Source organism: Paenibacillus peoriae (genome assembly GCF_022531965.1).
GTDB lineage: Bacteria > Bacillota > Bacilli > Paenibacillales > Paenibacillaceae > Paenibacillus > Paenibacillus polymyxa_D.
In genome coordinates this window covers 3,657,518-3,677,508 of the sequence record NZ_CP092831.1, presented here as the reverse complement: position 1 = coordinate 3,677,508, position 19,991 = coordinate 3,657,518, and the positions used below count along the sequence as shown (strand labels likewise).

The 19,991-nt window shown below is 40.7% G+C and carries 17 protein-coding genes and 1 tRNA gene; 13 read left to right on the top strand and 5 right to left on the bottom strand.

What is annotated here, in order from left to right; genetic code table 11:
- Window positions 1-293: 293 nt before the first annotated feature.
- Window positions 294-524, top strand: coding sequence for a hypothetical protein (locus MLD56_RS16175; protein ID WP_241113317.1), 231 nt, complete (start codon window positions 294-296; stop codon window positions 522-524).
- A gap of 793 nt (window positions 525-1,317) precedes the next feature.
- On the opposite strand, the gene MLD56_RS16170 is transcribed toward MLD56_RS16175, so the two are convergent.
- Complete coding sequence (locus tag MLD56_RS16170; RefSeq protein WP_241113316.1) at window positions 1,318-2,367, bottom strand: copper amine oxidase N-terminal domain-containing protein; 1,050 nt, start codon at window positions 2,365-2,367, stop codon at window positions 1,318-1,320.
- Between the two features lie 208 nt (window positions 2,368-2,575).
- Between MLD56_RS16170 and MLD56_RS16165 the strand changes: the two genes are divergently transcribed.
- Complete coding sequence (locus MLD56_RS16165) at window positions 2,576-2,773, top strand: hypothetical protein (protein ID WP_241113315.1); 198 nt, start codon at window positions 2,576-2,578, stop codon at window positions 2,771-2,773.
- A 27-nt stretch (window positions 2,774-2,800) separates the two neighbouring features.
- Here the strand turns inward: MLD56_RS16165 and MLD56_RS16160 are convergent, their stop codons facing one another.
- Window positions 2,801-3,667, bottom strand: a complete 867-nt coding sequence (locus tag MLD56_RS16160; protein WP_241113314.1) for a hypothetical protein — start codon at window positions 3,665-3,667, stop codon at window positions 2,801-2,803.
- A 263-nt stretch (window positions 3,668-3,930) separates the two neighbouring features.
- Between MLD56_RS16160 and MLD56_RS16155 the strand changes: the two genes are divergently transcribed.
- From MLD56_RS16155 to MLD56_RS16135, 5 genes are all read left to right on the top strand, one after another.
- Entirely contained in the window at window positions 3,931-4,332 is a 402-nt protein-coding gene (locus tag MLD56_RS16155) for a hypothetical protein (RefSeq protein ID WP_241113313.1), read from the top strand.
- 170 nt (window positions 4,333-4,502) lie between these two features.
- Complete coding sequence (locus MLD56_RS16150) at window positions 4,503-5,585, top strand: thermonuclease family protein (RefSeq protein WP_241113312.1); 1,083 nt, start codon at window positions 4,503-4,505, stop codon at window positions 5,583-5,585.
- Window positions 5,586-5,609: 24 nt separating this feature from the next.
- Window positions 5,610-7,430 (top strand): RNA-directed DNA polymerase, encoded by a 1,821-nt coding sequence (locus tag MLD56_RS16145; protein ID WP_241113311.1) that lies wholly within the window; start codon window positions 5,610-5,612, stop codon window positions 7,428-7,430.
- A gap of 144 nt (window positions 7,431-7,574) precedes the next feature.
- Window positions 7,575-7,640 (top strand) — tRNA-Met (locus MLD56_RS16140).
- Between the two features lie 227 nt (window positions 7,641-7,867).
- Window positions 7,868-8,407 carry a GNAT family N-acetyltransferase gene (locus MLD56_RS16135; RefSeq protein WP_029517731.1) on the top strand — a complete coding sequence of 180 codons (540 nt, stop codon included), beginning with the start codon at window positions 7,868-7,870 and terminating at the stop codon, window positions 8,405-8,407.
- 255 nt (window positions 8,408-8,662) lie between these two features.
- Here MLD56_RS16135 and MLD56_RS16130 read toward each other — a convergent pair whose 3' ends face one another.
- Both MLD56_RS16130 and MLD56_RS16125 read right to left on the bottom strand, forming a co-directional pair.
- Window positions 8,663-8,995 (bottom strand): hypothetical protein, encoded by a 333-nt coding sequence (locus MLD56_RS16130; protein ID WP_029517730.1) that lies wholly within the window; start codon window positions 8,993-8,995, stop codon window positions 8,663-8,665.
- A 292-nt stretch (window positions 8,996-9,287) separates the two neighbouring features.
- Window positions 9,288-10,784 carry a GDSL-type esterase/lipase family protein gene (locus MLD56_RS16125; protein ID WP_029517729.1) on the bottom strand — a complete coding sequence of 499 codons (1,497 nt, stop codon included), beginning with the start codon at window positions 10,782-10,784 and terminating at the stop codon, window positions 9,288-9,290.
- A 168-nt stretch (window positions 10,785-10,952) separates the two neighbouring features.
- Between MLD56_RS16125 and MLD56_RS16120 the strand changes: the two genes are divergently transcribed.
- Window positions 10,953-13,214, top strand: coding sequence for a helix-turn-helix domain-containing protein (locus MLD56_RS16120; RefSeq protein ID WP_029517728.1), 2,262 nt, complete (start codon window positions 10,953-10,955; stop codon window positions 13,212-13,214).
- Here MLD56_RS16120 and MLD56_RS16115 read toward each other — a convergent pair.
- Window positions 13,211-14,110, bottom strand: a complete 900-nt coding sequence (locus tag MLD56_RS16115) for a carbohydrate ABC transporter permease (protein ID WP_013311057.1) — start codon at window positions 14,108-14,110, stop codon at window positions 13,211-13,213. The two genes, MLD56_RS16120 and MLD56_RS16115, sit on opposite strands and share 4 nt — an antisense overlap.
- 268 nt (window positions 14,111-14,378) lie before the next feature.
- Between MLD56_RS16115 and MLD56_RS16110 the strand changes: the two genes are divergently transcribed.
- The 5 genes from MLD56_RS16110 to MLD56_RS16090 all read left to right on the top strand — a co-directional run bounded on the left by MLD56_RS16110 (window position 14,379) and on the right by MLD56_RS16090 (window position 19,973).
- Window positions 14,379-15,338, top strand: coding sequence for an ABC transporter permease (locus MLD56_RS16110; protein ID WP_023989418.1), 960 nt, complete (start codon window positions 14,379-14,381; stop codon window positions 15,336-15,338).
- Between the two features lie 21 nt (window positions 15,339-15,359).
- Complete coding sequence (locus MLD56_RS16105; RefSeq protein WP_029517727.1) at window positions 15,360-15,983, top strand: YesL family protein; 624 nt, start codon at window positions 15,360-15,362, stop codon at window positions 15,981-15,983.
- 28 nt (window positions 15,984-16,011) lie between these two features.
- Complete coding sequence (locus tag MLD56_RS16100; protein WP_029517726.1) at window positions 16,012-17,532, top strand: extracellular solute-binding protein; 1,521 nt, start codon at window positions 16,012-16,014, stop codon at window positions 17,530-17,532.
- Between the two features lie 171 nt (window positions 17,533-17,703).
- Window positions 17,704-19,065: a glycoside hydrolase family 28 protein gene (locus tag MLD56_RS16095; RefSeq protein WP_029517725.1), complete on the top strand. Its 1,362-nt coding sequence runs from the start codon at window positions 17,704-17,706 to the stop codon at window positions 19,063-19,065.
- Window positions 19,066-19,088: 23 nt separating this feature from the next.
- The gene (locus MLD56_RS16090) at window positions 19,089-19,973 is read left to right on the top strand and encodes a dienelactone hydrolase family protein (RefSeq protein WP_029517724.1); all 885 of its coding nucleotides are present in this window, start codon (window positions 19,089-19,091) and stop codon (window positions 19,971-19,973) included.
- Window positions 19,974-19,991 lie beyond the last annotated feature (18 nt).

Here is a 19,991-nt window from a genome sequence, read left to right as displayed (position 1 = left end):
ATAGAGCCTCAAGTACAGCATGGAGGATTTTAAACGTAAGTAAAGCAAATCCCCGCTAACCTTAATTGGTTGGCGGGATTCTTGTTGAACGATCTGAGGAAACAGTGTGTTTAACGAATCTAAGGACAGTGTATTGAACAGTACCCCTGTCAAAACCACTCCTTGATTAATTATGATCCCCAAAACGAAGAATTAATGTGTAGTTAAAAAGAAAGCAATTCAGTAAGAGCCTTTTTTTGTCGTTGAAGGAATCAACATACCATTCACCGAATACCTATCCTGAGGTGAACAGCATGAACCATACATATAAAGTGTTAAAGTCGGATATCGAACTATTTGCTGCTGCATTAAGCCAGGTAAGAGTATATGTTGTACAGCCGTTGGGTGAGGATTTTATAAATATTGTGGATTACGGTGGAGCAGTGGAGAAGATTACACCGGAGTCGATCAAGATTAACGAATCTTATTTCTTCCGTAATCAGTTTGAATTTAGAGTAGATATGAAAGGACCTACCAAATTGTAGTCGGTAGTCTCTTTAAGGTAGACCATAACAAAAAATAGGAGGGGAAAATAATGAAAAAAAAGAATATTTCTGTTCTCGATTTTATCTTTAGCTATAGCAACTACGATAAGTGCTGCTTCTGCCTCAACAAGTAAAACTAGCGAAAACATCATAATTAACCAAAGATCGGGCGGAAGCGCAACTGTAGGAGAATCCTTTGATGTCCCTAAGGGATGGGGGCATGTTAAACTTCGTATAAAGAATCACTCTAGTCATCCAGTAATAGTAAGTTTAACTCATAACGGTTCAAACAAACTATATATTGAAGCATTAGTAATTGCTCCTCATGATACAGTTATTTGGAAAAGTACTGATGAAGGTATCACCAACGGTTTGCGTTCTGGAAACTACACACTGCAGTGGAGAGGTAGTGATTATAAAGTTAATGGGGAAACATGGGGAATAGCCAGTTCACAGCCTGGGGACATCTAACTTATCCTAACTATACAACATGTCCCACTAGCTATTGGGTGGGAGGGGAAATTATGCGTTGTTCAAGTCAGTAAGTGAAATAATCTCTTTAATCGGTCGGGAGAGTTTTTTGGATCAGTTTGAACTTTGAGTAGATATGAAAAAGGACTCCACTGAAGTATAGCTGTGGAGTCCTTTTGGGGTTTATTTTGTTGTATAAATTATTTAGGATTTATCCCTAAATGGTCTTCAATTTTTTTCTGACTTTGCAGGGGGGGCATTTATGGAGATATTAACATACAACTTTATTCTGCTCAGATGTATATCCGTATTTTGAATTCGACTACGGGGTAATGCCAAGTGCTTTATAAACGGTAGAAAGGGGGACCATATTTTGGTACTGATCAAGAACAGTAAGGTCTCCATCAACTGGAAGAGGTACTCGTATCTTGGCAACAGCTTCTGTGAGAATACTGTAGCTGTCAATCATTCCCGTACCCTCTTTATCCACAAAATCAATATTCAAAGAGAAATCAGATGCAGTAAATTTGTACTCTTTACCAGGTTCCAATTTAGTTACCTTACCACTTTTTGGATTAGATCCTGCAATAAATGCAGCTTGAATATCGCTATCTGCAATCTTAGGTATTGTAACTGATACAGCACCCGTAGATTTATTGTACTTAAATCCAGCAAACACCTTAGGTGCAATCTCAGCCTGAGATGATCCAGGATAAGGTTTCCAATCATATTGATCACTCACAGGTGGCGTTGTTGGCTCAGTTGTTTCATCTGGGTTAGTAGGATTAGTAGTTTTCGTTGGTTTTGTCGTAGTATCACCAGCATTCCCACTGTTTCCATTTGTCCCAAGTGTCGAAGGAGTTGTTGTTCCCGCATTACCCGTCTCCCAAGTAGTTATAATATCTACCCGTTTATCGGCCGCATTATATACAACCTTCGCTCCCAAACCCTCACTAATTGCCCGGAGCGGTACCATCGTCCGCGGATATGTAAAGCCAGTTGTAGACTTCAAAACAGCTGGCGCATTCAAATTTTTAGCGACACCATTAACAGTAATCGTCGGTTTGCCCACAGTCACCTGCACATTTGCCTCAGGATTATCCACTTTAACATCAGCCTGCTTTGTAGCAGCATCCCAACCTACTTTTGCATTCAGTGCTTCAGATACGAATCTCAAGGGAACATAAGTAGTATTCTTAGCAGCATCTACATAAGCCTTACCCTCAGCCATTACCACAGCCACTCCATTAACTCGGACAGAAATGTTATTTTCCTGTGCCGCAAATGTAGGTTGTGTAAATCCAACAAAAGAAGCGAACAGTAATGAACTCATGATTGTATTCTTAATCGCCCCAGTTAAATCTTTACCCACAATAAACATCCTTTCATTCAACAAATTAGTACTTATATCATAACAGAGGACTCTCTTATCAGGATAGTGTTATAAGATATTGAAAACTAGGAATTAAGCCTACTTGATCTAATTGATCGCTAAGTGCAAAAGAAAACTAGACGACCTAGAACGCAAATTGCTTCGGATTCTATACAATTTCTCTGCTGTAAGGCGGCGTATACCGACCATGAAGGAACTGGAAATCAAGACCGGCAGACGTATAGAGGACATACGGGCCGGGCTACAGGCCTTGGAACGGGATAACTATATCTTGTGGGGGGATAAGACCATTCTGCGGGATATTGTCATTCTGGAGGGCTGGGAGCGTGGACAGAGTAGACCTATGTCCCCAGGTGATGCAAATAGGTATTTCACAGAATATTAAAACCCCGGATTGCTCCGGGGTTGTTTTCTATCTGATCGAGTATTCGTAAATTTTATCCTTAACCTTAATTTCTGCTTTTAACGGTTTATCGCTCTTAGCCACTTCATCGGGTATCTCCGCAATATAGTAAAGCTTTCCGGTATCGAGGGGTCCTACTAAAATTGCTTTGGTATCATCAGCCAAGGTTTCGCTGAATTCAATAGCGCTAAACGTATCATAATCATACTTGTTGTCGTATTTCAGGCTGACTTCCGCGAATTTATCTGCTTCCATCCATTCTGCACTCAGATTTTTCGCTTCGATTATCAGTGCTAATAAAGTGGAGTCTTCTTTTTTTGGTTCATAAGAAACAGCCGCATTAGATGATTCTATTTCTTTTGAAATTTTATGTCCGGTCACTTCTATATCTGCATAATCCTGTATTGTTACTGTCTCACCCTTTTTAATAGGTGTAAACGTGTCTTCTTGTTTTTGGTCCACTGGTGTGGCAGAAGTTGTTGCCTTAGTAGTAGTTGGCTCGATGCCATTTGTTGTGGCAGAAGTTGTTGCCGTAGTAGTAGTTGGCTCGGTGCCATTTGTTGTGGCAGAAGTTGTTGCCGTAGTAGTAGTTGGCTCGGTGCCATTTGTTGTGGCAGAAGTCGTTGCCGTAGTAGTAGTTGGCTCGGTGCCATTTGTTGTGGCAGAAGTTGTTGCCGTAGTAGTAGTTGGCTCGGTGCCATTTGTTGTGGCAGAAGTTGTTGCCGTAGTAGTAGTTGGCTCGGTGCCATTTGTTGTGGCAGAAGTCGTTGCCGTAGTAGTTGGCTTGGTGTCATTTGTTGTGGCAGCTTGTTTAGGTGAGCAAGCTGCGAGCGTAAGAAATGCGGCAGTTAGCAATATGCTTGTTACAATTTTCATATTATCCCCCTGATTTGTATTCCAAGACCCAGTCTATCAGACCTAGGAAGATTTTTCTATAAATATTTACAGAATAGACCAGATGAATTATACTTTCGAAAGTATCGATGGTATCCTGCTGCTAAAAGTCAGTCAGGTGTTTTTTTTATGCGTATGTATCAGTATTAACATATATATTTAAAAGTTTTAACCTTAATTTAAAGTTAAATCTCACTTATATCATAATGATAAATTGTTCGTTACATACCTAAGGAGGATGAGTATTGAGTATACGTAAAGAAGTTGCACAGGGAATTAAAGATTATAAAACTGGAGGTTTAGCAGAAGGGTTTGTTCTAGCTGAAATTTTGGTTTTGTGTGTAGTCGTTGGTAGATGGGCTGATAGAACTTGGTGGCCAGACGGAGAATGGTGGATTGGAGCTTGGGTCTTTGTCGTTTGTCTACTTCTTCTTTTTGTACCTATAACTTGTTTAATTATGATGATAGTGTTTACTTTGGGTTGTGGTGTAGCGGGTTGGGTGATAGGTGACTATCTATTCAATAATTTGGGTGCTTCTGTGGTGATTTCAATCATTTCTGCAGTTATTGGAATAAGTATGAATGTGTCAGGCTGTCCCAAATACGCTTCAAAACGTTTAGTTAAAGAGCTTGGTGATAAACTTTAAATTATGAAATTTTCAGTTACAATAAAAGATCTTCAGAAAAATCTAAAACCGTACGTAATAAATATTTCTGTAAGCCCTGGGACAATCTCGGGGTTTTTGTCATAAATACGTAGAATTTGGAAAATCGACGTGGTATATTTATCCTACAACTAAATACCCAAGGAGGAACTATGAGTAGGGGAAGCAATAAAAACATTGGTACAGCAAAGATACTAGGTTTTGTATTTATCATCATGATAGTCTTGGCGATCATACAGTATTTTGGATTACTTATTATTGCAGGTGGTCTAGGGTATTGGGGCTATAAAAGATACCAGATTGGAAAGGCAGCTAATCAAAAGAGTAAATCGGCTACAGTGTTATTTTCATTAGCCAGTATTTTTTTCGTCTCCTTTCTCATCAATATCACTGTACATAAGGACGAAACGAAGGTCGCCGCGCCTGCAATAGTTCCAGTTGAACAGACTGTAAAGACTGAGCTGAAAGCAGAGCCAGTCTCGGCCAATGCTGTTCAAACTTCACCTGTTGTTACAACTGCTGATCCTGCTAAGAAAACTAATCAAAAAAATCGTCTTCCTATTACACTGATCGAGGGTACGGATGGCGACACATTCAAAGCTTTGGTGGAAGGCAAGGAGGAAAAGATTCGTCTTCTGCTGGTTGATACACCAGAGAGCGTGAAGCAGGGAACGCCAGTTCAACCGTTTGCCAAAGAAGCATCTGACTTCACATTAAAACAATTGAAAAAAGGTAATTTGGAGTTGGAACTGGACATTTCTGAACGAGATAAATATGGTAGGTTGCTCGGCTATGTATGGGTCGGTGACAAGATGCTGAATGAGCAGCTCTTGGAGCAAGGATACGCTAGAGTAGCGTATGTCTATCAACCTAACGTAAAATACGTCGACCAGTTTGAAGCGATCCAAACGACAGCGAAAAAGGCTGGAGTAGGGATCTGGAGTCTTGAGAACTATGCTCAGGAAGATGGATTCCATGAGCAAGTGGCGAAAAAAACAACAGCTACAGCGAATAATGAGAATAAGCACAACAGCTCATCGTCACATGATAAACCGTCTGCACCAAAAAAAGAAGTTGTTAAGCCTGCCCCTGAACCGACAGAGTCAACAGAGTATGTCTTCTATAAGAATTGCTCTGAAGCGAAAGCCGATGGAGCTGCTCCGCTCTATGAGGGAGAACCAGGGTACAGATCTAAATTAGATAGGGATCATGATGGTGTGGCTTGTGAGAGATAGAGCCAAAAGAAAGGAGGGCTTATATTGCAGACAGAGAGATTTAATAAGTTGAGGAAAAGTGATCTGTCAAAAATTTTTGAAAAAAAAACAATAATAGAAGTTTGGAGGAAAATTGTTAGGAGTCAATTAAGAAGTTTGGACCTTAAAGACCTGTACGATCATTATGATTTTAATTTTAATATCGAGGAAAGAGCAGCATCAATACGAAATGATATTTTAGGAGGGACTTACAAAGTTTCTCAACCTCTTATATATAGAATTGAAAAAAAACTTGGCGTGTGTAGACACTTAGTTACACCTCAACCTACTGATGCCCTTGTATTTCAAGTACTAGTTGAGAATATTAGTGAAAGTATACTAGCTAAACAGCCTTCAAAGAATGCTTTTTATTCAAGAGATAAACATAGTGTAGGAAAACCACATGATTCAGATGACTATAATTTTAATTGGCGTTCACAGTGGAAAAAGTTACAGAAACAAATTTATAAATTTAGTGATGAAAAAGAATTAATCATTGTTACTGACTTATCAAACTATTACGATAGTATAGACCTTAAAGAGTTGAGAAAAGTATTTACAAGCTATACACAAATAAATGAAGTAATCATAGATTTAGTGTTTAAGATTATTGAAGATATCTCTTGGAAACCGGACTACTTACCTTACTCGCAACGTGGTCTACCTACAACAAACATTGAAGGAGTCAGACTCCTAGCTCATTCTTTTTTATTTGAAATAGATGATATTATTATGCAAAAGACTAATAACAGTTTTACACGGTGGATGGACGATATAATTATTGGAATCGATTCAAAGAAGCAAGGAATCGAAACAATTAGTGTTATCTCTGATATGTTAAAAAGCAGGGGATTAGCTTTAAATCTTTCAAAAACGAATATATATGGGGAAAAAGAGGCTTATTATCATTTTCAGATAGAGGCAAATCGATACATTGATATGGTAGAGAAAAAATTGAAAGAAGAAACTGATTTTAAAGACTTCTATAAAGAATTAGATAAAAGGTTCACTAATCACTTTAAGGAGAAAAATAAAGGGGCAAAGTACTGGGATAAAATTGCAAAGAGATATATAACACTCTATGGGAAATTAAATTATAAAAAATTATTAAAAAAATTGCCTAAAATATATGTTGATTATCCTGTCCTGCGAGAGAATCTTATCAAATACCTAAATAATATTGGTTACTGCGAAGAAACTTCCCAGAATGTACTTGAGATAATGAAGACAATTGATATCTTTGATGATCGCTCGTTATATCAATTATGTTATTTAGTAACCCAATGGGAAGTACCGAATAATAATGAATCAAAATTGTTTTTAGAAGAATTCGAAAAACTTATAAGTAAATTTTCATTCGAGAGGGCTCATCCAACCGATTTTTATTGTCTATTATGGTTTAAATCAAAGTACAATCACTCAGAAGAGTTATTGAAGTTTGTGAGAAAATACAAAAATAAGTGGCAGACTGATACATTCTTGCGAAGACAAGTTACTGCAACATTGTCTAGGCTTCTTAATTTTAACAATAAAGTTGTCGAAGAAATTTTGTACAGTCAGATATCGTCTGGTGTTCCTAACACTGTCACTCTCGCTAATCAAATATTATTATTTTCTAGTCTTGATAAGGTAGAACCTAAGATGATGATGTATCTTTTTCAACCTAAAATACAGTCCCCTTATCCATTAGGTAAGTTTTTAGTGCTATGTTCTGCTTTAAACTCCGAGCAAATAAGGAATAACGATGCTATTAAACTAAAAATTAAAGAACATATTCATGATCCTTATTATTTGAAATGGTTAGAAATGCAATATAATATTAGTTAGGACCAAAATAGCTAAGTAAACTAGAATATCATGCTAACGTATTTGCTAACGAACTTATTAAAATCTAGTGATATAAGAAATGTAAAGAATCTTGTGATTAAACGGTTTTACGAGCATACTATATCTGAGTATAACGTTTTAACTAGCTCAGTTGGTTAGAGCGGTCGGCTCATAACCGATTGGTCGGGGGTTCGAGTCCCTCAGGGCCCATTTCCTCAAAAACCCTTGCTTAGCAAGGGTTTTTTTGTTGTTTATAGAGGGAAAAGGAAATTTTGAACTGCCCACGGTATTCATTGAGACAGACCTTGTTTCGGATAAGGCTCGTACTCCACCGCTGGTCGGATCATCGAGGATGCTTTTTTATGATGTTAAATTGAATTTGCCAAAGCCTCTTTATTAAGCTAGTGCTAATGCGGGTTCAAGGATGGAGTGGTATTTTGAAAATAGATCAAGTTTTTGAACATGACATAAGTGAAGAGTTAGCAGCCAGTATACAAACATTATTAATCGACAGTTTTTCAGAAATCTACCCTAAGGATAGAATTTATTTCAAGCAACTTCCTCATTTTAGACTTCTAGCTTTTAACCATGAATATCAACTTATAGGTCATGTTGGATTAGATTATAGGATAATGAATCTAAACGGAGAATCCATAAGAGTACTGGGTTTAATTGATTTGTGTGTTTCAAAAAATGTTCGATCACAGGGAATAGCTTCAGCGCTGCTTTTAGAAATTGAAAAATTATCCGTTACAGGAAATATTGATTTTATACTTTTATGTGCAGATAATATGAACTTGTATTTAAGAAATGGATATAAGCCTGTAAAGAACAAAATTAAATGGTTAAAAATTGATAATGAAAAAATGATTACAAATGGAATAGGCTTTGAGGAAATTGATGGAATAATGATTAAAAAAGTAGGAAAGATCGATTGGAGCGAGGGGGACTTGGATTTTTTTGGGTATCTTTATTGATCTCACGAAAGTTTAGAAAAGAGGACGTTCGAGCAGTTTTGAGGATCATTTAAATAAAACTTCTCAAGAGGTCGTTAAATAGAGTTCAATGAAAATTAATATAGAGTTCTACTGATAAAATAGCAGTATGAGTTCTACTCGCCCCATAAAGAAGCACTGTCCCAATAAACGGACAGTGCTTAAAAAACTCGCTATCAAATCACCATTTTGATAATGATCGTTGACTCCGTACTCCCAGGAACGCTTATTCCAACCTTAGTTTACCTTGACGGTATACACCATTCTCAATTTACCGTTACCGCCGTAAATTTCTACTCTTGCGCTCGTTGCAGTGGTGGTTGTTACCACGCCGGAAGAGGAGACTGTGACATTTCCGCTCACCACTTTATAAGTATCGCCCGGGTAATTTGACAGCGCATAGGAATAATTTCGTGGCAATGTATCCGTTCTGTAATATACTCCGTTAACTTCTACAACAGGCGTAATTACTGGCGAAGGACCTACTGCTGCGGACGCACTAGGGACGATGATACTACCAATTAGCCCCAAAGACATTGCTGTTGTTAATAAGATTTTCTTAGTATTCATAAAAAATTCCTCCTGATGTATGATATGAGCTCCTAAAATATACCATGTAAAATTATTGATTTCGCTTTATTCGACAAATGTTGTCAAAATAATACAAAAAAACGATTCTAAAGTCCTATAAGATACAAAATAATTAAAATATAACAATTAAAGAAATTCATTTTATTGTACTGTATTTTTGAACTATTCTCCTGGCTGTATAGTCTTTGATCCACACGGAATAAAAAACGGACGTCAGAGTGATTAGCTCCAAGCCCGTTTTTCGTATTTGTATTCTTTCTAGTTCTTGATATCAGTTGACAAGTTGATGTGCAAGTCTCTCATCGCTGTCTAGATTCCTTTCTACCATACGCTGTTTTAATGCAGACAGTTCCGCACACTGACGAATGGCTTCCGCTATAAGCTGGGCGACCTGTTTGGCTCCTTTGTCAGAAAAATGGGTATTATCCGTTATACCAGCGGGGTAATTAGGGTGCGCTTTTTCAGGCAAATACATAAATAGCTGCTGGGACTCTTTTTCACCCATGGAACGATAAAGCTGCTGAGAAGCTTCAAAAATATCGAGCAGGGGTGTTTTGGTTTCCGCGGCTACTTGTCTCATGGCAGCGGGATAGGCTCCTACAGCCAGCGGATCAGGTTCACCGTTTGCGGTGAATCGGCGGCGGCTTACAGAGGTCAATAGCACTGGAATTCCACCACGCTCTCTAGCGGACTGAATGTAATGAATTAAGTTTTGACGATAATCTCCATCAGGATCGGTATAGCGAGTGGGGTCTTCTTTTTTCTCATCGTTGTGTCCAAATTGAATAAACAGATAGTCTCCAGCTAGAATATCTTTTTCAATATCAGCTAATCGGCCTTCTGCTATAAAAGATTTGGTGCTTCGCCCATTGACAGCACGATTGTCCACATGAACAGACGGTGCCAAATAGCTTTGCAAGTGTTCACCCCAGCCTGTCATCGGTTTTTCGGTAGCCCCTTTTTGAGCTGCAGTGGAGTCCCCGGCGATAAACAGTCGAGTTGTGATCTGTTGTCTCGCCCGAGCATATCCATGTTTTTGAAGCCAAGTTTCCGCCAGATTGAGCCATTGATGGCATTCATGGTTGTCCTCTGACAGTCCCAAGCCGTGTCGTCCTTCCTCAAATACATGCAGTTCAAACGGAATACGTTCCCTGGATAATGAAAAAGCGAACAACAGACTATTTTCTACCGGTACAGCGCCATCATTGGCTGTAGTCCACATCAAAGTTGGAGGTGTCTTTGAAGTCACTTGCCGATCGGATGAAAAGGCTTGAAGCTGTTCCAGCGTCGGCTGTTCCCCTAAAAAATGCGTACGGCTTCCGATATGTGTATAAGGCTCATAAAATGAAATTACAGGGTATCCCAACAACAGAAGATCTGGCTTTACCGTCCCTATAGTGGAGACAATGGAGGCCAAGTGACCGCCTGCTGAAAAACCGATGAGCCCCACTTGGTCAGGGATGACCAGCCAGTCATGCGATGTTTGGCGAATCCATTGCAGAGCATGTTCTACATCCTCCAACAAGGAAGTAATCTCGAAATCACCGACTTGATACTCCAGCACACCCGCATGAATACCTAGATCGTTTAACCACCGAGCTATAGGCTCTCCTTCATGTGAGGCCAAATGCTCGTAACCACCGCCAGGTAATACCAATATAAAAGGACGAGCTTCACCAACTGCTAGGGGATAGAGGGAGAGAAAGGAAGTTTCTGACGGAAATTCTTCTTTTACAATCGGTTCTTTAGGACTAACAACATGTAACATAAGTAATTCCTCCAAATTTCTTTTTAACTGCCGCCAACCAAACAAAATCGACTTAAATTGGAATGATACGGATGTAAAAAATAATGCACACGTGAAAAAAATGATTTAAACCTTGTTATGAAAGCGCTATAATTTTGATGTGATGCAAAGAGCCAGAGGGGGAGCGCAATGAAAAAAGGAAGAATGTTCTACACCATTTTTATTACGATTCTGGTTTTAGGAATAGGATTTGTGGCCAGTTTTGGCAGCTACATCTATTTTACAACAATTAGCTCCGTTGTGGAGAGGGTTTCCAATACCAAGCAAAGCTATATGGCACAGATCAGAAATAGCCTGGAGCAGAAAATTCAAACGATTGAATATGCTTTTAATACGTATAGCACGACCAGTTCCTTTAATGATGTTGTGAAAAATCCCATTACAGAAAAAGATTTTATAGCGTATCGGAATGTGAATACTCAGCTCAATTATATTGCTACAATGGGATTAGAGGGAACGGAATATTCACTCATCAGTCTGGATCAGAATTGGAGAATCTCCAATGGAAGCCTGTCTTATTTGACGAAAGCAGAAAGGGAGAAGCTGGTTAATACCTATATCGACCATCAGAATCAGGGACTATTCTGGGTTAAAACAGATAAAGGGATTCGTTTTGTTAATACCTTGCCTGTATTCTCTAAGAAGAAGCAAGCCATTGCTCTGTCGGATATTTCGCTGCAAACATTAAATCATACGATTCAAACCGAGGATCATATGGCTGTTTTTATCTTGAATAATCAAGGCGATTTAATGTATGAAACCCAGCCTGCCGAACAATTATTGTCCACCCAGCAGCTCCAGCATATTTCAGAAGCCACAGTGAAGCCGAGCAACACAGGTATGCTAACTTTGGAGAAAACGGATCAGCAGCCTGCACGACAAGTCATTTACGCCAAATCTGCCTATAACAATTGGACTTACTTAACAGTATTAGATAAAAAAGAAATTGCGGATGCCTTTCAAACGACCAAATTTGGGATCATCATGATGGGACTTGTATTAACGCTCTTAATGGTGGTAGTGGCGTACTTCATTGCCATTTACTTTACAAAGCCATTTCAGCAAATAAAACGAAGCTTGCCTAAAAATCCTAATTTCGCTTTCAAAAATGAACCTTCTAAAAATGAAATTGAATGGATTATTAATTCCATCGATAACATTGTAACCGAGAAGGAAAGCTTGGAAAGTCTCATTCAGTCCGAAATGCCACAGTTGGAAACCCAATTGATTCTCAACCTGTTCCGCAAACGTATTTCTGCAGAGGAATTGGCACGAAAAATGCCACGCTTGGGTTATCCGCAGATCGAGAATCAAATGTATATTACCTTGTTAGTCCAACTGGATAATCTGGGAGATCGAGATCCCTCGGATAAAGATGTTTTGCTGCTGGCTATTAACAAAATCGTAGAAGAAACGATTCCAGAGCAGCAGCGAATGCTTCCCATCATTTTGAACGATAACACTCAGGCCACCATATTAATTTTGACAGGGTTGAGCGAACAGGAAATGAGAAAGCAAGTCTTGGATGATGCGACCCTTTTGGTTCGAAACGTAAAAGAGTATTTAAATGTTTCCATCAGCATCGGCATTAGTACGGCGTATGATAACTTATTAGAAAGTAAAGAAGCCTGTGAGATGAGCAAGCAAGCTTTGCATCACCGTTTAAATTTAGGCAAAGAGTCGATTATTTTTTATGAAGATATTTCCATGGTCATTTCAGGTCCGGTGCTGCTCCATTATCCTACGGAATTGGAATCAAAACTATTTGATGCCATCCGAATAGGGGACGAAGAGCAGGTATATCATACCGTGCACTCATTATTGGAGGAAATGATGGTAAAAAACAATCATTCCATGAACTTTGAGGTGCTGTTGGTACGGTTTGTGAATAACCTCATCCAATTAGAGCAACTATTAGGGATTGAAGTGCTGCTGACGCAAGACAATCATGCCTTGTATCATCGTTTGCTGGACATCCGTAATCCGGAAGAGATAGAACGTATGCTGATAGAGCAAGTTATTTTCCCCATGGTAAAAAGCATGAAGGAGAAGACCAACCAGCAATTCCGCTGTCTCTCGGAGAAAATTGCTGCTATTATCCGTGCTGAATATGACCAGGAATTATCATTAGAACTCATTGGAGACCGACTTCATTACAATCCGAATTATTTAAGCAGTATTTTCAAAAAAGAATACGGAACGACGTTTAGTGAATATCTGATGGGCTACCGGCTGCAAATGGGTAAGAAGTGGCTCGTTGAGACAGATATGACGATTAAAGAAATCGCCGAGCGACTGCAATATCATAATTCGCAAAACTTTATCCGCTCTTTTCGGAAAAAGGAACAGGTTACACCGGGAGCTTACCGAAAGATGAAGCAAGCCAATTAACCTTTAACCGCTCCTAACAAAGCTCCTTTGACAAAGTGCTTTTGCACAAATGGATACACGATTAACATCGGAACGGTCGCAATGACAATGACCGCCATCTTAATCGTCTGCGCAGGCGGAATGACATCTACAGCAGTTCCTTCTGCCTGCATACCACTGGAAACGATTACAATTTGACGTAGCAAGACTTGAATCGGCCATTTGGCAGAATCATTGATATAGAGAATGGCGTGCATATACGTATTCCAGTAGGCAACAGCGTAGAATAGAGAGATGGTTGCAATAGAAGGCAGGGCTAATGGCAACATAATTTTAAAGAAGATACCAAAATCGTTGCACCCGTCCATCTTGGCTGATTCCTCCAGATCATCTGGCAGCGCCTGAAAGAAGTTACGCATGATAATCAGGTTAAACGCATTAATGGCCACAGGAAGAATCAAGGACCAATACGAATTGATAAGCCCCATGCTTTTTACAACCAGGAATGTTGGAATCATCCCCCCACTAAACAACATAGAAAACACGACAATGAAGTTAATCGTATTGCGGCCGAGTAGATATCTTCGGGATAATCCATAAGCCATAAAAGCAGTAAATATCATACTTACAACTGTACCGACGATCGTTACGCCGACCGAAACCCCGAGACCTCTAAAAATGGTGGGAGTCGACAGAATATAGCGGTAGGCATCCAAGGAAAAAGTAACTGGGAATAAAATGAACTTCTTGGCTATCACTTCTTCGGTTGAGGCAAAAGAGCTGGCGATGATATTCAAAAAAGGTAAGAGACAAGTGAGGGCAATGAGAATCAATAGTGTACTGTTTACAATGTTGAAGATACGGCTGCCCAGCGATTCTTTTTTTCGTAATTTTTGTTTTCGTAATGGCTGTGTCAATGTGGTTGACCTCCTCGTAATCGTTTACATGGCAACCTTATCAAGAGGAAAGAATTCCGTATATAATCAAATCTTGAGGTGTTCCCTAAGCCTGGAAAAAAGCGAATGATCATTAGGTTGTGTAGTAATCATTAGCTAAGGTGAAAGGTTGAAAAGTAGGCTGCACACCCAATTTTGTAAACGCTATCATTTGGTGATTATATGCGGAATGCTGAAAATCGCATACTCTTGAAAACGTATACAGGAACGTTTGAAGGAGGTCGAACTAATGAAAGTTTCAAGTGTCCCCGCACCAAACATGAAAATGAAAAAGAACAAAAGAACGACGGAAAGCCTTTTACGAATGCAGAAACACAAGCTGCTCTATCTAATGGTTTTACCCGGACTGGTATACTTCATTATTTTTAAGTACTTTCCTATGGGAGGATTGGTGATTGCATTTCAGGATTATCAAGCTTTTCAGGGAATCACAGGCAGTCCATGGGTAGGCATGAAGCATTTTATTCGTTTGTTTACCGAGCCTACGTTTTTTATGCTGCTTCGCAATACGCTGGTTTTGTTTGCATTGAACATTGTAATCTTTTTTCCATTGCCCATCATTTTGGCGCTTATGCTGAACGAAGTCAGGAAGATGTTCTTTAAGAACATTATCCAAACCATTATCTACATCCCGCACTTTATGTCATGGGTTATCATTGTTTCGATTTCTTATGTATTCCTAACCGTAGACGGTGGGGTGCTGAATGAAATGATTGCCGCGCTAGGTGGTGAGAAGATCAGTTTCTTAACTTCTCCGCAATGGCTGCGAACAGTCTACATCGGGCAAGTGATTTGGAAGGAACTGGGATGGTCTACCATCATTTATCTATCTGCGATTACAGTGGTAGATACGCAATTGTATGAGGCAGCAGAGATGGACGGAGCTGGACGCCTGAGAAAGACATGGCACGTTACCTTGCCTGCGATCCGCCCAGTCATTATTACATTGTTAATTTTGAAGATCGGTAGCACGTTGGATTTGGGCTTTGAGCATATGTATCTGCTATTGAACTCCTTAAACCGCGAAGTTGCCGAAATCTTTGACACTTACATTTATACTGCGGGCTTAAAGAATGGACAATTAAGTTTTAGTACAACGGTAGGGCTTTTTAAAGGTGTGGTAGGTTTAATCCTGATTATGGGCTCCAATCGACTGGCCAAGAAATTTGGTGAAGACGGCGTTTACTAATGACGACGGGAAGGATGCAAAATGGTGCGGTTTGTAGAAAACATGAACAAATGGTGCATGCGCCTGCTGCGCCTGGTCTACCTTAACTTGCTTTGGACGGTTGCGACGATTCTGGGCTTGGGTTTTATAGGCGTTGGGCCTGCAACCGTTGCTATGCTTAGTATTTTAAGACAGTGGATTCGGGGCAATGAGGAAGTCGCCATTTTCTCGACGTTTGTACGTTACTTTAGAGAAAGCTTTAAAGAAGCAGCCATCATTGGGGGGCTTTACAGCCTTGTGGGTTACGTGCTCTACGTGGATATCGTCAACGTCTCGTCCTGGTATGTTCGTGTGGTGACGCTTATTGGAGCCTTTTTGTATCTTATCTCTTTGGCCTATATTTTCCCGCTGCTGGCTCACTATGATTGGAGAGGCATCAGACTGAAGGTCAAGATGTCGATCGTGATTGGATTTTCATATTTACAATACACGCTTGTTCTTTTTGTAGCCATTGTCGTGCTATTTGCATTGATTCTAGGCTTGTACCCAGGAATTCTAACTTTTGCCGGAGCAAGTATTATGGGCTATCTCGTGATGTGGATGACGCATCAGGTATTCAGCAAAATAGAGCGAGAGGTTCTGGTGAAAGAGGAAGATATGGCATGAATATACAAACAGAAAAGGAGCAAACACGATGAAAAAGGGAATCACGACGAAAAAGGGAGTATCAGGCCTTCTTGCTGTACTAATGGTCATGAGTGTTTTTTTAGCAGCTTGTGGTGATAAGGGGGGAGAGGATCAAAGCGGCCAAACCTATGATCCGAAATCCAAACTGGAATTTACCTGGTTAAACGTATTGCATACAGCTTCTCCGCCTACAGAAACGATCAAAAGCAAAATTGAAGAATACACCAATTCTAAAATCACGTTCAACTGGGTGCCGGATGCTTCCAAAGAAGAGAGAATTACCACCGCACTGGCTTCTGGTGAACTGGCTGATATGGTGACGCTGACGATGATGACTAACTCTTCAGTGCGTAGTTCATTGAAATCAGGACTATTCTGGGATGTAGGAAAGTATTTGGATGATTATGAAAATTTGAAGAAGATCCCGCCTGAAGTGCGAGAAGCCGCATCCATTGAAGGGGTACTGTATGGCGTTCCGTTCCAGAAGAATCTGGCTCGGGCAGGTCTGGTCATTCGTCAGGATTGGCTGGATCGCTTAGGATTGAAGGTGCCGACGACACTGGATGAGTTGTATGAAGTTGCGAGAGCGTTTACAGAAGATGATCCGGATGGGAATGGAAAAAAGGATACGACTGGATTTGTTGACAGATCGGATCTACGCTACAGCAGCTTCAAAACTTTAAGTTCCTACTTTGGCACACCTAATGGCTGGAAAGTAGATGAAAGCGGAAAGTTTACGCCGGAATTTGATACTCCCCAATATTTGGAGACCTTAAAGTATTCGAATAAGTTATACAAAAACGGATATCTCTCTAAAGACTTTGCTGTAACCGCTAAAACGGACCAGCAGCAACAATTTGCACAAGGTAAAGCAGGTATTTATACAGGCATGATCGATATCTCTAACCTCAGAACCTTGTCCCAAGGCCTGCAAAAGGGGCTGAAGCTGGTACCAGTTAACAAGATTTCGAATGGAGATGGCAAATACCACGTATGGTCTGAGGGAAGCGGGGTAGGAGGTTTGCTGGCATTTCCGAAATCCGAAGTAAAAACAGAAGCTGAGTTGAAGAGACTGCTGCAATTTGTAGATGATTTAATTGACAAAGATGTATATATGTATATGACCGGTGGTATTGAAGGCACTCATTATAAAATCGAAAAAGATGGAGCCTTCAAAATTACGAATACAGATTTGTGGCAAGCAGATGTTCAGCCATTTTCAAGCTCCAGACCAAGTGAAGTGACTTATAACTTAAAAGATGCCAATCCAGAAAAGGAACTGGCTAATGAATTAGTCCGAGAAAATAATGAATTTGCTGTTCTGGACCCGACCGTGCCACTGGATTCAGTCACCGCTAATGAGCAAGGAACAGAGCTGGAGAAAATCATTACCGACGCCTCCTTCAAATTTATTATGGGTGAGCTTGACGAAGCCGGATTTAAAGCAGCCGTAGAAAACTGGAAAAACTCCGGTGGATCACGGATTACTGCTGAGTATGAGGAAGCGTATAAGAAAACGAAAAAATAAAGATATAGGTTGAGCATGAGTGTACATGAATTGCCACTACGCAGGCGGAAGGTGCTTACCATCGCTGACACTTGTCCAGCACCATTCCGCCTATTCCGTTTTCCAGTGTATTTTCAAGCCCAGTCTATAAATCATTTTCGTATTCACAAAAAAAAGACAGGAGAGAACGAAATGCAATTGTATAACATTGTAGAATATGGAGCAGTTCAGGATGGCACGACGTTGGCTACGGGAGCGATTGCGGCTGCCATTGAAGCGGCCAGCAATGCTGGAGGAGGAACCGTTGTTGTTCCGTCTGGGACGTATCTGACAGGTGCTATCTTTCTGAAAAATAACATTGAACTACATGTAAGTCCTGGCGCAATTCTGTCCTTCAGTACGGATCTGGCTGATTACCCTGTAGTGGAATCCAGATGGGAAGGCGTTCAGCGGGAAGTGCATGCGTCATGCATTTATGGACAGAATCTTGAGAATATTTCAGTTACAGGTAGCGGAACGCTGGATGGAAATGGTCAGCCGTGGTGGGAAAAGCACCGAAATCATCCAGAGGAGTTACAGTATCCGAGACCCAAATTAATCAGCTTTGACCGTTGTCAGCGGGTTACCATTAAAGATGTTATGTTAAAAAATTCCCCCAGTTGGACGGTAAACCCCATCGCTTGCTATAACGTTACGATTGATAATTTGTCTATTCTTAACCCGGCAGACTCCCCCAATACGGATGGTATTAATCCTGAATCCTGTTCCAATGTTCGTATTAGCAACTGCAATATAGATGTGGGCGATGACTGTATCGCGATCAAAGCAGGAACCGAAGATACACAAGAGCGAATTCCATGTGAAAATATTACGATTACCAACTGTACGATGGTGCATGGACATGGCGCAGTCGTACTGGGAAGCGAAATGAGTGGTGACATTCGTAATGTTACGATTAGTAATTGCGTGTTCAAGCAAACGGATCGGGGCATACGTCTGAAATCCAGACGAGGACGTGGCGGAACCATCGAGGATATTCGCGTCAGCAACATTGTGATGGAAGATGTCATTTGTCCATTTATTCTGAACCTTTATTATTTCTGTGGCCCTCGGGGCAAAGACAAATATGTGTGGGACAAAAATCCCTATCCGATTACCGATGAAACCCCGTGCTTTAGAAGAATCCATTTTTCCGATATTACGGCAAGACAGGTTCATGCGGCGGCTGGATTCTTATACGGACTTGCAGAACAATATATTGCTGAAATTACATTTTCCAATATTGATATTTCTATGGCTAAAAATGCAATTCCCGGTCGTCCGGCCATGATGACAGGGATCGAAGATATGAATAACCGTGGTTTTTATCTAGGTAACGTGAGGGATATTCGTTTTCAACAGGTGACGATTGAGAATCATCAAGGTCCTGCCTTTTATATTGAGAATGGGGAAGACGTTGAAATCAATCGTTGCCATTCGAAGAATACAGCTCAGCCCGAAAAGCTGATAGAACAAGTAACGATACAACCTTCTGAACAAAATAGGATGAATTAGGAGGACATGAAAGGAGGTACAACGTGGATAAATTACAAGCATTGTTGGGAGACCTTCCGGCAGATCGCCCTATAACGGCAACTCTGTTGAATGAAGAAGAGCGTGAGGGGTACCGACTGGAGTGTCTCCTGCTGGACTTGAACGGGATCGAATCTGTACCCGCTTATGTAGCTACACCCTTGCAAGGGAACGGTCCGTTTCCAATGGTCGTTTTTAACCATTCGCATGGGGGCAACTATACGAATGGACGTAAGGAACTGCTCCATAGCAGCTCTTACTTGCAGCAGCCCTCGTTTGCTACAACCCTGACAGACATGGGGTACTGCGTATGCTGCATTGACATGTGGGGCTTCAATGAACGTGGGGGCAAAACCGAAAGCGAGCTGGTAAAGGAAATGCTCTGGCAGGGCCAAGTGCTGTGGGGCATGATGCTGTATGATAACCGTCGCTTGGTGGATTATATGTGCCAGCGTGAAGACATTGATGCTTCCCGTATCGCAACAATCGGTATGTCGATGGGCGGACTCATGGCATGGTGGATGGCTGCGTTAGATGAACGGATACAGGTTACGGTTGATATTTGTGGACAGGTAGATGCCCATACGCTAATCGCTAAACGGGGATTGGACCATCATGGCTTTTATTCCTATGTCCCCGGCTTGCTGAAGCATTTTACCACCCTTGATATTCAAAAGCGGATCGTACCTCGTCCACGGATGAGTATAACAGGTCAAAATGACCGGATGTGTCCTATTGAAGGAGTCGAGCATTTGGCAAAAGGGTTGCTGGAAGCTTACCAGCAGGCAGGTCACCCAGAGCATTGGCAGCCTGTGATTGCAGGCGGTGGACATATGGAGACGCTGCAAATGCGCACGGCGTGGCAGACATTTTTAGCCAAGCACCTGTAAATCAAATGAAAGGATCGG

Coding starts and splice junctions, on each gene's coding strand:
- MLD56_RS16175 (WP_241113317.1), top strand. CDS start 294: ATGAACCATACATATAAAGTGTTAAAGTCGGATATCGAACTATTTGCT.
- MLD56_RS16165 (WP_241113315.1), top strand. CDS start 2,576: ATGAAGGAACTGGAAATCAAGACCGGCAGACGTATAGAGGACATACGG.
- MLD56_RS16160 (WP_241113314.1), bottom strand. CDS start 3,667: ATGAAAATTGTAACAAGCATATTGCTAACTGCCGCATTTCTTACGCTC.
- MLD56_RS16150 (WP_241113312.1), top strand. CDS start 4,503: ATGAGTAGGGGAAGCAATAAAAACATTGGTACAGCAAAGATACTAGGT.
- MLD56_RS16130 (WP_029517730.1), bottom strand. CDS start 8,995: ATGAATACTAAGAAAATCTTATTAACAACAGCAATGTCTTTGGGGCTA.
- MLD56_RS16125 (WP_029517729.1), bottom strand. CDS start 10,784: ATGTTACATGTTGTTAGTCCTAAAGAACCGATTGTAAAAGAAGAATTT.
- MLD56_RS16120 (WP_029517728.1), top strand. CDS start 10,953: ATGAAAAAAGGAAGAATGTTCTACACCATTTTTATTACGATTCTGGTT.
- MLD56_RS16110 (WP_023989418.1), top strand. CDS start 14,379: ATGAAAGTTTCAAGTGTCCCCGCACCAAACATGAAAATGAAAAAGAAC.
- MLD56_RS16105 (WP_029517727.1), top strand. CDS start 15,360: ATGGTGCGGTTTGTAGAAAACATGAACAAATGGTGCATGCGCCTGCTG.
- MLD56_RS16100 (WP_029517726.1), top strand. CDS start 16,012: ATGAAAAAGGGAATCACGACGAAAAAGGGAGTATCAGGCCTTCTTGCT.
- MLD56_RS16095 (WP_029517725.1), top strand. CDS start 17,704: ATGCAATTGTATAACATTGTAGAATATGGAGCAGTTCAGGATGGCACG.